The organism is Pseudomonas sp. BBP2017 (assembly GCF_003024385.1).
Lineage (GTDB): Bacteria > Pseudomonadota > Gammaproteobacteria > Pseudomonadales > Pseudomonadaceae > Aquipseudomonas.
The window spans coordinates 105,313-118,825 of sequence record NZ_PVZN01000009.1; the positions used below are offsets into that span (position 1 = coordinate 105,313).

At 61.5% G+C, this 13,513-nt stretch carries 10 protein-coding genes; 1 reads left to right on the forward strand and 9 read right to left on the reverse strand.

The window, feature by feature from the left end; all coding sequences use genetic code 11:
• The 3 genes from C6382_RS13385 to C6382_RS13395 are packed head-to-tail and all read right to left on the reverse strand — an operon-like array spanning position 1 to position 1,758.
• Complete coding sequence (locus C6382_RS13385) at positions 1–273, reverse strand: phosphopantetheine-binding protein (protein WP_107024914.1); 273 nt, start codon at positions 271–273, stop codon at positions 1–3.
• Positions 248–1,039, reverse strand: a complete 792-nt coding sequence (locus C6382_RS13390) for a 1-acyl-sn-glycerol-3-phosphate acyltransferase (RefSeq protein ID WP_107024915.1) — start codon at positions 1,037–1,039, stop codon at positions 248–250. The genes C6382_RS13385 and C6382_RS13390 overlap by 26 nt, the downstream gene beginning before the upstream one ends.
• Positions 1,036–1,758, reverse strand: coding sequence for a beta-ketoacyl synthase chain length factor (locus C6382_RS13395; RefSeq protein WP_107024916.1), 723 nt, complete (start codon positions 1,756–1,758; stop codon positions 1,036–1,038). The genes C6382_RS13390 and C6382_RS13395 overlap by 4 nt, the downstream gene beginning before the upstream one ends.
• Before the next feature lie 316 nt (positions 1,759–2,074).
• Between C6382_RS13395 and C6382_RS13400 the strand changes: the two genes are divergently transcribed.
• On the forward strand, positions 2,075–2,848 hold the full coding sequence (locus C6382_RS13400) for a ParA family protein (protein WP_107024917.1): 774 nt from the start codon (positions 2,075–2,077) through the stop codon (positions 2,846–2,848).
• Here the strand turns inward: C6382_RS13400 and trxC are convergent.
• The 6 genes from trxC to betB form a co-directional block, all read right to left on the reverse strand.
• Positions 2,845–3,279 carry a thioredoxin TrxC gene (trxC, locus tag C6382_RS13405; RefSeq protein ID WP_107024918.1) on the reverse strand — a complete coding sequence of 145 codons (435 nt, stop codon included), beginning with the start codon at positions 3,277–3,279 and terminating at the stop codon, positions 2,845–2,847. The two genes, C6382_RS13400 and trxC, sit on opposite strands and share 4 nt — an antisense overlap.
• Positions 3,280–3,408: 129 nt before the next feature.
• The gene (selO, locus tag C6382_RS13410; RefSeq protein ID WP_107024919.1) at positions 3,409–4,869 is read right to left on the reverse strand and encodes a protein adenylyltransferase SelO; all 1,461 of its coding nucleotides are present in this window, start codon (positions 4,867–4,869) and stop codon (positions 3,409–3,411) included.
• 58 nt (positions 4,870–4,927) lie between these two features.
• A complete protein-coding gene (mscK, locus tag C6382_RS13415; RefSeq protein ID WP_107024920.1) occupies positions 4,928–8,287 on the reverse strand; it encodes a mechanosensitive channel MscK in 3,360 nt (1,119 codons plus the stop codon).
• A gap of 39 nt (positions 8,288–8,326) precedes the next feature.
• On the reverse strand, positions 8,327–10,069 hold the full coding sequence (locus tag C6382_RS13420; RefSeq protein WP_107024921.1) for a potassium/proton antiporter: 1,743 nt from the start codon (positions 10,067–10,069) through the stop codon (positions 8,327–8,329).
• Positions 10,070–10,245: 176 nt separating this feature from the next.
• The gene (gene betA / locus C6382_RS13425) at positions 10,246–11,943 is read right to left on the reverse strand and encodes a choline dehydrogenase (RefSeq protein ID WP_107024922.1); all 1,698 of its coding nucleotides are present in this window, start codon (positions 11,941–11,943) and stop codon (positions 10,246–10,248) included.
• A gap of 81 nt (positions 11,944–12,024) precedes the next feature.
• Positions 12,025–13,497, reverse strand: coding sequence for a betaine-aldehyde dehydrogenase (gene betB, locus C6382_RS13430; protein ID WP_107024923.1), 1,473 nt, complete (start codon positions 13,495–13,497; stop codon positions 12,025–12,027).
• Positions 13,498–13,513: the final 16 nt, after the last annotated feature.

A 13,513-nucleotide genomic window follows, 5' to 3' on the forward strand; every position in this document is an offset into this window, starting at 1 on the left:
TCAGGCAGCCTGTTTGGCGGTGACAAAAGCGGCAAGGCTGGTCACGCTGGTGAAATGGTTGCGGGTATCCTTGGCGTCAGCGTCGATTTTGATGCCGTATTTTTTCTGGATGGCCAGGCCGAGCTCCAGCGCGTCTACTGAATCCAGTCCGAGACCTTCGCCGAACAGGGGTTGATCGTCGTCGATATCCTGGGCGCTGATGTCTTCCAGGCCGAGCGCGTCAATGATCAACAGCTTGATGTCACGGTTAAGGTCTTGCTGTGCAACGCTCATCTGTGGCGAGCTCCTTGATGAAGTACTGGTGCAGGTAGTCGTTGAGTTTACGCGAGGCTTGAGGAGCGGGCCCCAGCGCGGCGAACGCCTGCGGGTCGATATCGTCGCCGATCTGCAGGCTGAAGTGCACTCGGCGCAGAGGAATGCGGTACCAGGGCTCGGCCTTGGTCAAGGTCGTGGGACTGACCTTGATGGTCACTGGTGTAATGATCTTCGCACCGCGCAAGGCGATTGCGGCGGCGCCACGATGAAAGGTGGGCATCTGGCCGGGTAGTGTACGTGTGCCTTCGGGAAAAATAATCAGGGTCTGGGCATCGTGCAGAGCGTTCACTGCGCTGTCGAGCATGTCCATGCTGCCGTCGTTACTGATGTACTCGGCCGAGCGTACCGGGCCGCGGGTGAAGAGATTGCGCAACAGGCTCTGCTTGATCACGCAGTTGGCCTGGCGCACCAGGCCGATCAGGAACACCACGTCGATCAGTGAAGGGTGGTTGGCGAGGATCATTTGCCCTGGGCGCCCGAGTCTGTCTGCGCCATGCACTTCGTAGGTCAACACGCCAGTGACGGACATGAAGCGAATGAACCGCCAGAACAGCCAGCTAATGGTGTATCGCGCCCGCTGTCGATGACGGGCAGCATCGCCGGGCAAGCAGGCCAGCAACGGGAACACCAGTACGCGCAGGCATAGGCAGCCAACACCGAACAGGCAGAAACTGCCTGCGGTGGCTAGCAGGCGCCAATAGTAAAAGTCCTGTGGCCGGCTCAAGGTTTACGTTGCCAGTGCCATGTGCGGCGCTGGCCGCTGTGGATCCAGCTTGTCTGGCCGCTCAGCAGGTTGTGCAGCCAACGCAGGGCGTGCGGCTCGCAGACAGCAGCCGGGTTTGTGACACTGTCTGAACCAAGGGCCAGGGACCAGCTATCACCAGGGGTCAACAGCAATCCCAGCGCATAGTCGAAGGGTACGTCATCAACCCAATCGCGGTAGGCCTTGGGCGGTTGTTCTTCAACGATGATCAGCAGCACCGCTGGGGCGCCATCGTGCAGCAGGCCAGCGGCTTCCAGCAGCCCTTGCTCAAAGCCGTCAGCGGCGGCGGCAATTGCACTCATCTCGCTGGTTTCACCGCGCATGATTGACCATAGGCCGATCACCGCATTGTGCACCGAGAGGCTGAACTGGGTGGGCGACAGCGGTTGTTCCTGGGCCAGGTCGCTGAGGATGGCGTAAGTGCGTGGGGTTTCACCGTGGCGCGAGACAAACACCAGCGGCAAATCGCGCAGGCCATCGGCCAGCGGCCAGCCGACGGCAAAGGCCATACGCGCCAGGCGACTCAGGCGGCGGCGTTGCATGGCGGGCAAAAACGACACATCCGGCGCCTGATCAGTTGGCGTGAAAACCTGCGGGGCCTGGCTCCAGCGCTGCCAGTCGGCAGTCGTCTGCAGGCCTGGCGCCCAGGCTCGCCACTGGCTGATGTCGAATGTGATCACGATGCTTGTTTCCCGCCCTGAAGGACATCCTTGCCGAGGGTATGACTCGCAGCTAACGAATTGGCAGGGTGTGGCGCTATCGCCGAGTGGCGCGCATTATCCCGGTGACTCTGGCGTGTAGCAAATGCTGGTTGAAAATTCACCCGCCTGTAAAAGACCTCGAACAATCAGGTTCGTCAGACCGTTCAGATTTTTCCCGACAGACGGCAGTAATCGGTTGTCGGTCGATTCCTTGGCAACTTGAGGTATGCGGTGCTGGTCAAGCCTGCGTCGGCACCACATACTCGGTCATTCCCAGATACACGGAGGTCTTCCCATGCGGCGCGTGGTGTTCAATCAGAAAGGTGGTGTGGGTAAATCGAGCATTGCCTGCAACCTGGCGGCGGTGAGTGCCAATGAAGGCTATCGAACCTTGCTGATCGACCTGGATGCCCAGGCCAACTCGACCCAGTACCTCACCGGGCTGACCGGCGAGGACATTCCCATGGGCATTGCCGATTTCTTCAAGCAGACCCTGTCATCCGGGCCGTTTGCCAAGAAGAACAAGGTCGATATCTACGAAACCCCCTTTGACAACCTGCATGTGGTGACCGCCACTGCCGAGCTGGCCGACCTGCAGCCCAAGCTTGAGGCCAAGCACAAGATCAACAAGCTGCGCAAACTGCTCGACGAGCTGGATGAAGACTACGAGCGGATTTATCTGGATACCCCGCCAGCCCTTAATTTTTATGCGGTTTCCGCGCTGATCGCCGCTGATCGTGTGTTGATTCCCTTCGATTGCGACAGCTTTTCCCGCCAGGCGCTGTATGGCCTGCTGGCCGAAATCGAGGAGCTCAAGGACGATCACAATGAAGGCCTGCAAGTCGAAGGCATTGTCGTCAATCAGTTCCAGGCCCGGGCCAGCCTGCCCCAGCAGATGCTTGACGAACTGCTGGCCGAAGGCCTGCCGGTGTTACCGGTGTACCTCAACAGTTCGGTGAAGATGCGTGAGTCGCACCAGGCCAGCCTGCCGCTGATCCACCTGGAGCCGCGGCACAAGCTGACCCAGCAGTTTGTCGAATTGCACGCATTGCTTGAAGAAAACGCCTAGATACCTTGGCTGCGCAGCCACTCCAGTAGCTGCTGGAGTGGAAATGCGCCGCTCTGGCGCGCCACTTCCCGGCCGTTCTTGAACAGGATCAGGCTAGGAATCGAACGAATCGCCAATTGCCCCGCCAGTTGCTGGTTGGCCTCGCTGTCCAGTTTGGCCAAACGGCAGCGTCCGCTCAACTGGCTGGCGGCCTGTTCGAAGATCGGCGCGAAGGATTTGCACGGCCCGCACCAGTCAGCCCAGACATCGACCAGCAACGGCAGGTCGCCCTTGATCTGGCTGGCGTAGTCGCCTTGCTTGAGGTCGAAGGGTTTGTTCAACAGCAGCGGTTTTTTGCAGCGGCCGCATTTTGGCGTATCGCCGAGGCGTTCGCCGGGGATGCGGTTCAGACCGTTGCAGTGAGGACAGGGTATTACCAGTGGGTCAGTCATCGGCACTCCAGGGTTTAGATGTGGAACAGCTGTCTGTGGGAGCGGGCTTGCCCCGCGATTGCGGTGTGTCAGTTACATCGCATCGCGGGGCAAGCCCGCTCCCTCCGGCGGTTGTTCCCATTAGTAGGGTCAAGATGAACAGCTGATCTCCAGATGCTTACCCCACTCCGGCGGACGCTCGGCATAGGCCTGCATCCCCGGCTGTTCCTCGAACGGTTTGCACAACACCTGATGCAGGCGCCGCACTTCTTCGTAATCACCGCCTTCAGCGGCCTCGATGGCGCGCTGGGCCAGGTAGTTGCGCAGGATGTAAAGCGGGTTGACCGCGTGCATGCGTTCGCGGCGGCCTTCGCTGTTGCCGGGTTCACGGGCCAGGCGAGCCAGGTAGTCCACGGCCCAGCTATCGAAACCGGCCAAGTCGACGAAATCATCGCGTACTACGCGTAGCGCTTGTTCCGCGGGCTGGTCGCCGAGCTTACGGAAGAACAAGGTGTAATCCACCGCGCCCGGCTGCATCAGCTGCAACAAGCGCTCGATCAACACTTTGTCGTCATCCTCGGTGCTGAGCATGCCCAGGCGTTGACGCATCAGGTGCAGGTAATGGGCTTCGTACAGCGGCAGGAACAACGCCAGGGTTTCCTGCAGCGCCTGGACACTGATGAACGGCGTCAGCGCCTGGGCCAGGGCACTGAGGTTCCAGTGGGCAATGGGCACCTGATTGCTGTAGCTGTAGCGGCCTTGGTCATCGGAGTGATTGCAGATGAAGTTGGCGTCGAAGTCGTCGAGGAAGGCGAACGGGCCGAAGTCGAAGGTGATGCCGAGGATCGACATGTTGTCGGTGTTCATCACCCCATGGCAGAAGCCATAGGCCTGCCACAGGGCAATCAGTTCTGCGTTGCGCTCGACGATGCTGCGAAACATCGCCAGGTACGGTTCGGGCTCGGTCTGGCATTCGGGGAAATGCAGTTTCAGCACATGCTCGGCGAGGATGCGCTGCTGCTCGGGCTGACGGGTGTAATAGAAATATTCGAAATGCCCGAATCGCACATGGCTCGGCGCCAGGCGCAGAAGCATTGCCGCGCGCTCCTGAGTTTCGCGCCATACCGGCGTGCTTGAGGCGATCACGCACAAGGCGCGGCTGCTGGGAATGCCCAGGGCGTGCAGGGCTTCGCTGGCGAGGAACTCGCGGATCGAGGAACGCAGTACCGCGCGGCCGTCGCCCATGCGCGAATAGGGCGTCTCTCCAGCGCCCTTGAGGTGCAGGTCCCAGTGCTCGCCAGCGTCGTTATAGACCTCACCGAGCAGCAGGCCACGACCGTCTCCCAGGCGCGGGTTATAGCCGCCGAACTGGTGCCCGGAATAGACCATCGCCCGCGGCTCGGCCTCGCTCCAGAGCTTGTGGCCGCCAAACAGTTCGGCGAACACCGGCGAGTGTGCCTCGCTCGGCTCCAGGTCGAGCAGGGCCATGGCGGCCTCGCTGACCACCACCAGGCGCGGCTCGGCAATCGGCGCAGGCAGCACCGAGGTTGAAAAGGCGTCGCCGAGGCGAGCAAAACGGTTGTCGAAGGTCAGTTCGTCGAGGGCTTTCAACGGCCATCTCCAGGAGAATATCCGATCATTCTGCAAGGGTATGGCCGTCTGCGTCCAGTCAGGCGGTTTTGCCGGATGCCGCGTCGTTCGGTTTGTCGCCATCAGCCAGCGGCTTGCTCACGTTCACGGTTCTGTCCATGCTCTCCACCGGGACCATTTTGTATTCTTGGCCCTGCATGTTCTTCAGGTAGATCTCCATCTGCCGGAACGAGATGTTGATCTGCTGCTTCTTGAATTCCTTGTTGATGAAGCGGTTGATCTCATCGAGCACCGGGTTGCGGTCACCCAGGTCACGCACGTGCATGCGCAGTTCGTGGTCCAGGGTGCTCTCGCCGAAGTTCAGGAAGTAGACAATCGGTTCCGGCTCCTTGAGTACCCGCGGGTTTTCATGGGCGGCCTTGAGCAGCAGGGAGCGTACCAGGTCCAGGTCCGAGCCATAGTCGACACCGAGCTTGAGGGTGACGCGGGTGATGGTGTCGGTCAGCGACCAGTTGATCAATTGCCCGGTGATGAAGGTCTTGTTCGGGACAATGATGTCTTTGCGGTCGAAGTCGGTAATGGTCGTGGCGCGGATGCGGATCTTGCTTACCGTGCCGGAGAGGTTGCCGATGGTGATGGTGTCACCGATACGCACCGGACGTTCGAACAGGATCATGATGCCGGAGATGAAGTTGGCGAAGATCTCCTGCATACCGAAGCCGAGGCCCACCGACAGCGCGGCCACCAGCCACTGCAGTTTGTCCCAGCTGACGCCGAGGGCCGAGAGCGTGGAGACGAAGCCGACCCCGGCAATCACATAGGACAGCAACGTAGTGGTTGCGTAGGCACTGCCTTGGGCCAGATTCAGGCGCGACAGCACCAGTACCTCAAGCAAGCCCGGCAAGTTGCGCGCCAGAGCGAAGGTGATGCCGATGATTACCAGAGCGCCGAGCATGTCACTGAGGCTGATCGGCACCATGCTCATCGTTGCGCCAGTGCCGCTGGTGTACTCGTACAGGGTGATGTTGTCGAGGTAGGCAACCACGCTGATCAGGTCGGACCAGACCCAGTACAGCGCCGCGATGAAGCCACCGAGCATGGCCAGGCGGATCAGGCGTAGAGACTGCTGGTTGACCTGTTCGATGTCCAGGGTTGGCTCCTCGACAATCACTTCGCCATCCAGGCCCTCCTTGGTGGTCGCCTGGCGTTTGCTCAGGGCTCGCTGGTAAGCCAGGCGCCGGGCAGCCACAGCCAGACCACGAACGAAAGCAGCCTCGATCACCAGCCAGAACATCAGCAGGTAGAGGGTGTCGATCAGGCGGTCGGTGAGCTTCAGCGCGGTGTAGTAATAGCCAAAGCACACGGCAACGAACAAGGCGACCGGCAGGGCCGTGAAGGCCACGCCGACGGCCTGGCGGAACAACGAGGTATTACGGTGCGCCGGGCTGCTGAGCAGCAAGCGGCTGAGCAGCCAGGTCATCAATGCATAGCAGGCCAGCACCACACCAATGCCGAGCACGTCGTCGGCCAGGGCAGAAGGTTGGTGTTCTGCCACCGCCACCACGCCGACCAGTGCCAGTACTACGGCGCCCAGACGGCGAATCCAGCGACGCAAGAACTCGACTTGCGGCTTGTCCCAGCGGAAATGCAGTTCGGCAACGCCGCCGGGAGCCAGTACCCGGTAAGCGGTATAGAACACCAGCCAGGCCTGGGCAATCTGCAGCAGGGCCGAGCCAAGGTTGGCGTTCTGTCCACGGGCGTCGATTTGCAGCGCGAAACCGCATAGCGCCAGGCCCAGGCTCACGGGCATGGCCAGGAGGATATTGATCAGGAACGCCTGGGGCGTGTGCCACTGGCTGTCACGCTTGAAGTGGCCGACGTCCTGGTGGACTTTGTTCAGGCGGGCATACAGGTACTTGCGCCGCCACAGCAGGGCGCCGATCAATAGCAACAGCGGCAGGAACAGCAGCGGACGCTGCACCAGGCCATCGCCCAGCTCCTTGATACCAGAGCCCCAAGGCAAACTGACCAACTGCTTTTGCAGGCGCTCAGGAACAGCCTGCAACCATTCCAGGTCCAGTGGCTTGTTGCTCGGAATCCAGAACATCTGCTCATCGAGGGTGTTGCGCAAGCTCTGCGAGGTGCTGAGCAACTGTTTCTGGTTCAACTGCAGGGTGATGGATTCGTTGAGCAGGGCGCTCAGTTCGCGGTTGAGTCGCTCCAGCAGGTCGCTACGGGTGATTGCCACTTCCAGCAAGGCTTTGCGCAGTTGCGGGGTGACGTTTTCTTCAGGCTGATTGGCCAGCAGTTTGTCGACGTAGCTGCTCGGGCTGGTGATCTGCTCGCGCTGTTGGTTGATTTCGAACTGGTACAGGCGTATATCGGCGATCTGGTCGGCCAGGTTACGGTCGACCCTCAGGTGCGGCAGGGCTTGCTTCTGTTTGTAGAGAATCTTCGACAGCAGCAGGCTGCCCTTGAGCACGCTGATCTGCTCATCCAGGGCCTGGTCGGCCTGGGTCAGGCTGTCCAGCTGTTGCTTGGTCTTGAGGTTCTGCTGGGTCACCTCGTTGAGTCGGTCGGTGCTGCGCAGCAGGTAATCGGAGAGCTTCAGGTTGGCTGCGCTTTCGTTGGCCAGCAAGGTGCTGCCGCCGGCTTTCTGCGCCTCAATGGACTGCTCGGTAACGGTCTGTTGGGACTGGGCCAGGCGCTTCTGGTTGATCAGCGTCTGCATGTCCTGGATTTCTTGTTCCAGGCGTGTGGCACGTTCGATCAGCAGGTCGTGCTGACTGTTGCCCAGGTCTTGCAGCAGGCTGTTGCCGGCCAGCTCCTGGCGGCGCAGCAGGGTCACGGCATTGATCGCTGCCAGTTCGGCGTTGAGCTGGTTGCGCAGATCGGCGGTCAGCGGCTTGCCGCCATCCTTGCCGAGTTTGAGGCTGGCATTGATCTGCTGGGCGCGGGTCTGGTTGGCGCTGATTTCAGCCTGGGCCCGCTCCGGGCGGGTCTGCGAGGTGATGGTCAGGCTGTTGGCTTCAGACAGGGCTTTCTGCAGTTCGCTCTGTTCGGTGGTGCGTTCGGCCAGTAGCTGTTCAAGCTGCGGCACGCTTAGTGCGGCATAGCGCTGGGCCACAGCGACCACTTTGCTTTCATTGAGTTTGGCCAGTTCGCGTTGGTTCTCGCTGATCTGGCGCGGCGCATCGCTGAGCTGCTGCTTGAGGGCGACAAGCTTTTTCTCGCTGTCTTCCTTGGTCACGAGGAAGGTCAGGGTCCGTTCGAGAACCTGCTGCAGGGCTTTCTGCTCAGCCTCCGGCAGTTTGCGCTCGGCGATCTTGTCCAGGCTGTGTTGGATGGACGCACGGGTTGGCGGTTCTGCCGCCCAGGCGTAGGAGAGTGACAGACACAGCCCGAGCAGGGCTGCGCATATGGAGGTGCGCAGAGACATAGGCAGAAAATTCTTACAACCAGGGGCGAAGTTTTGAGTTTAAAGGAACAACCCGGGGCCGGGTCGAGTTCCTTCGGGGAATTTGACGCCCACTTTGCTGATCTTGTTCCCTTCCATCACTGCAACCGTCCATAGGGTGTTGTTCCATTCGATCTGGTCACCGACCACTGGCGCACCGCCAACCTTCTGGGCGATGAAGCGGCTGAGCGGCATATGCGGGTCCTGGCCGTCGAGCTGCAAACCGTACAACGCCGCTACAGCCCCCAGTTCTGCGTCACCTTCGAGCACGAAGTCACCAAAGAAGCGCAAGTCCAGACCGCGTTGCGGGGCCTGGCTGAACAGCTTGCCGAGGGCTGGCAGGTTGTGTTCGTGGCCGATCACGCACAGCAGATCGCCGACTTCCAGGGTGGTACTTCCCGACGGATGGAGCAGTTGCTGGCCACGAAACAGGGCCGCAATACGGGTGCCTTCGGGCATTTTCAGCTCACGCAGGGCAGCGCCGATGCACCATTTTTCCGCACCGAGGCGGTAGACGAACAGCTCCCACTCGCTGGTGATGTGCACTTCCAGGGCCGAGCGCGAGATCGGTGCCGGGTCGGGTGGCACCGTTACCTTGAGCAGCTTGGCCACCCACGGCAGGCTGGTGCCTTGCACCAACAGCGAGACCAGGACGATAAAGAACGCCAGGTTGAAGAACAGCTGGGCATCGGGTAACCCGGCCATCAACGGGAACACCGCAAGAATGATCGGTACCGCGCCGCGCAGCCCTACCCAGGAAATAAAGGCTTTTTCACGGCCGTGGAAGGCCTTGAACGGCAGCAGGCTGGCAATCACCGACAGCGGTCGGGCGAAGATGATCATCCACAGCGCCAGCCCCAGGGCGGGCAGGGCGATGGGCAGCAGGTCATGCGGAGTGACCAGCAGGCCGAGGACCAGGAACATGCCGATCTGGGCCAGCCAGGCCATGCCGTCGAGCATGTGCAGAATGCCGTGGCGGCTGCGGATTGGCCGGTTGCCCAGGACCAGACCGCACAGGTACACGGCGAGGAAGCCGCTGCCGTGCAAGGCGTTGGTCAGGGAGAACACCGCCAGGCCACCGGCGATCACCAGGATCGGGTAGAGGCCGCCCGCCAGGTTGATGCGGTTGACCAGTTGCAGCATCAGCCAGCCGCCGCCCAGGCCGAGCAGGCCGCCGATGCCGAACTCGCGCAGCAGATGGGTGAGCAGGCTCCAGTGCAGGCCGGTCTGGCCGCTGGCGATCATGTCGATGAGGGTGACGGTGAGGAACACCGCCATTGGATCGTTGCTGCCCGACTCGATCTCCAAGGTAGCGGTGACCCGTTCGTTCAGGCCTTTACCGCCGAGTAGTGAGAACACTGCTGCAGCGTCGGTGGAGCCGACAATTGCACCGATCAGCAGACCCTGGATCAGACTCAGGTCGAACAGCCAGGCGGCGGCCATGCCGGTCAGCCCGGTGGTGATCAGCACGCCGACCGTGGCGAGCGATAACGCAGGCCACAAGGCCACGCGGAAACTTGCCACGCGCGTGCGCAAACCGCCATCGAGGAGGATCACCGCCAGTGCCAGGTTGCCCACCAGATAGGCGGTCGGGTAATTGTTGAAGATGATGCCGCCGCCATCCACGCCGGCGAGCATGCCGACTGCGAGGATGATGACCAGGATCGGGATGCCCAGCCGTGATGACAGTGAGCTGACCAGAATACTTGCACCTACCAGCAATGCGCCGATCAAGAACAGGCTATTGATGGTGGACGCATCCAAAGGCAGTACTCCGGGGGAAAGCAGGAAGGGGGCGGTTTGCTGTGGATAAGCAGGTCGCGTGCCAAGGATTCTAACCTGAGGAGTTGGCGGGCTGTAAAGGGTTAATCGCAGGTACAAAAAAGGCACCCATCGGGTGCCTGATCTGTGGTGCTTTGGCGGGCTTGCCCCGCGAAGCATCAGGCCTGCTTCACTTCACGCATCGCCTTGCCTTTGACCGGTGCGTCATTGGCTACGAAGTACTTGGCAGTGCTTCGCGGCAGCGACTGGCGGCCACGGATCTTGTCGGAGATTTTCTCAGCGATCATGATCGTGGTGGCGTTGAGGTTGCCGGTGATGATGATCGGCATGATCGAGGCATCGACCACGCGCAGACCCTGCATGCCATGCACGCGACCCTGGCCATCGACCACGGCCATGTCGTCGGTGCCCATCTTGCACGAGCAGGACGGGTGGAACGCGGTTTCGGCGTGCTCGCGGATGAACTTGTCCAGTTCTTCGTCGGTTTGTACGTCGGCGCCCGGGCTGATTTCGCGACCACGGTAGGCGTCCAGGGCCGGCTGAGCCATGATTTCGCGAGTCAGGCGGATGCCATCACGGAATTCCTGCCAGTCCTGCTCGGTAGCCATGTAGTTGAACAGGATGCTTGGGTGCTGGCGCGGGTCTTTCGACTTGGCCTGGATACGGCCGCGGCTTGGCGAACGCATCGAGCCCATGTGCGCCTGGAAGCCGTGTTCCTGTACGCCGTTGCTGCCGTTGTAGTTAATCGCAACTGGCAGGAAGTGGTACTGGATGTTCGGCCATTTGAATTCAGGGCGGGTGCGGATGAAGCCACCGGCCTCGAACTGGTTGCTGGCGCCGATACCGGTGCCGTTGAACAGCCACTCGGCACCGATGGCCGGCTGGTTGTACCAGAGCAGCGATGGGTACAGGGAAACCGGCTGAGTGCAAGCGTACTGCAGGTACAGTTCCAGGTGGTCCTGCAGGTTCTCACCGACGCCCGGCAGGTCGTGAACCACCGGAATGTCCAGGCTTTTCAGCAGTTCGGCCGGGCCGACGCCGGAGCGTTGCAGCAGTTGCGGCGAGGCAATGGCGCCGCTGCAGACGATGACTTCTTTGCGCGCACGGGCTTCCACGCGCTCTTCGCTGGCGCCGACCAGGTAGGTCACGCCAACGGCACGTTTGCCGTCGAACAGCACGCGATCGGTCAGGGCGTGGGTGACGATGGTCAGGGTCGAACGCTTCTTGGCGGTGTCCAGGTAGCCGCGGGCGGTGCTGGAGCGACGGCCTTTAGGCGTCACGGTACGGTCCATCGGGCCGAAACCTTCCTGCTGGTAGCCGTTGAGGTCTTCGGTACGCGGGTAACCGGCCTGCACGCCGGCTTCGACCATGGCGTGGAACAGTGGGTTGTTGCCGGCTTTCGGTGTGGTCACGCTGACCGGGCCTTCGCCACCGTGGTAGTCGTTCGGGCCGATGTCGCGGGTTTCGGCTTTACGGAAGTACGGCAGGCAATCCAGATAGGTCCAGTCTTCCAGGCCTGGCAGTTCTGCCCAGCCGTCGAAGTCCATGGCGTTGCCACGGATGTAGCACATACCGTTGATCAGCGACGAGCCACCCAGGCCCTTGCCGCGACCGCATTCCATCCGGCGGCCGTCCATGTGCGGCTCGGGATCGGTCTCGTAGGCCCAGTTGTAGCGGCGGCCCTGCAGCGGGAAAGCCAGGGCGGCTGGCATCTGGGTACGGAAATCGGCGCGGTAGTCCGGGCCACCGGCTTCAAGCAGCAGGACAGTGACGCCTTGGTCTTCGGTCAGACGGGTCGCCAGGGTGTTACCGGCAGAGCCGGCACCGACGATGATGTAATCGAATTCATGGGACATTTCTGTTCCCTCATGTTGGCGGTAGACAGGAAAGCGCGGGAGCGCCCGGGCCTTGCGGGCCGGGCGCGGCTACAGGGGTGCTTAGAACACCGAGTTGTAGTTGCCCAGCTCGACCTGTACCGACTTGATGCGCGTGTACTGAGCCAGCGAGCTCACGCCGTTTTCACGGCCGACACCGGACTGCTTGTAGCCGCCAACCGGCATTTCGGCAGGCGACTCGCCCCAGGCGTTGATCCAGCAGATACCGGCTTCCAGCTGGTGGATGATGCGGTGGGCGCGGCTGATGTCGTTGGTGCACACGCCGGCGGCCAGGCCGTATTCGGTATCGTTGGCACGACGGATGACTTCTTCTTCGCTCTCGTAGGAGAGGATGCTCATCACTGGGCCGAAGATTTCTTCCTTGACGATGGTCATGTCGTCACGGCAGTCGGTGAACACGGTCGGTGCCACGAACGCGCCCTTGGCGAACTCGCCGTCGGTCAGGCGCTCGCCGCCGCACAGTACGCGTGCGCCTTCTTCCTTGCCCTTGGCGATGTAGCCCAGCACGCTTTCCATGTGGGCGAAGCTGACCAGCGGGCCGAAGTTGGTGTTCTCGTCTTCAGGGTTGCCAACGCGGATACGCGCAACGCGCTCGGCGATCTTGGCTTCGAAGGCCGCTTTCATCGAGGCAGGCACGAATACGCGGGTGCCGTTGGTGCAGACCTGACCCGAGCTGTAGAAGTTGGCCATCATGGCGATGTCGGCGGCGCGATCGAGGTCGGCGTCGTCGCAGATGATCAGTGGCGACTTGCCGCCCAGTTCCATGGTGACTTCCTTGAGCGTCGAGCTCGACGCGCTGGCCATGACCTTCTTGCCGGTGGTGGTGCCGCCGGTGAAGGAGATTTTTTCGATGCGCGGGTGCTCGGTCAGCCAGGTGCCGACTTCACGGCCGCTGCCGGTCAGAACGTTGAACACGCCGTCTGGCAGGCCGGCTTCGGTGTAGATCTCAGCCAGTTTCAGGGTGGTCAGCGAGGTAACTTCCGACGGCTTGAAGATCATCGCGTTACCGGCCGCCAGGGCTGGCGCGGATTTCCACAGGGCGATCTGGATCGGGTAGTTCCAGGCGCCGATACCGGCGGTGACGCCCAGCGGCTCGCGGCGGGTGTAGACGAACGAGCTGTCGCGCAGCGGGATCTGCTCGCCTTCGATGGCCGGGACCAGGCCTGCGTAGTACTCCAGTACGTCAGCGCCGGTGACGATGTCGACGTAACGGGTTTCGGAGTAGGACTTACCGGTGTCCAGGGTTTCCAGGGCGGCCAGCTCATCGTTGCGCTCGCGCAGGATATCGACGGCGCGGCGCAGGATGCGCGAGCGCTGCATGGCAGTCATGGCGGCCCAGACTTTCTGGCCACGTTCGGCGCTTTCTACTGCGCGCTCGACGTCTGCTTGAGTGGCACGTTGCACCTGAGCGAGGACTTCGCCGTTGGCCGGGTTGATGGCGTCGAAAGTAGCGTCGCTGGAAGCGTCGACATAACCACCATCAATGTAGAGTTTTTGCAGTTCGAAACGGGCCATAGTGTCCTCGCAAGTG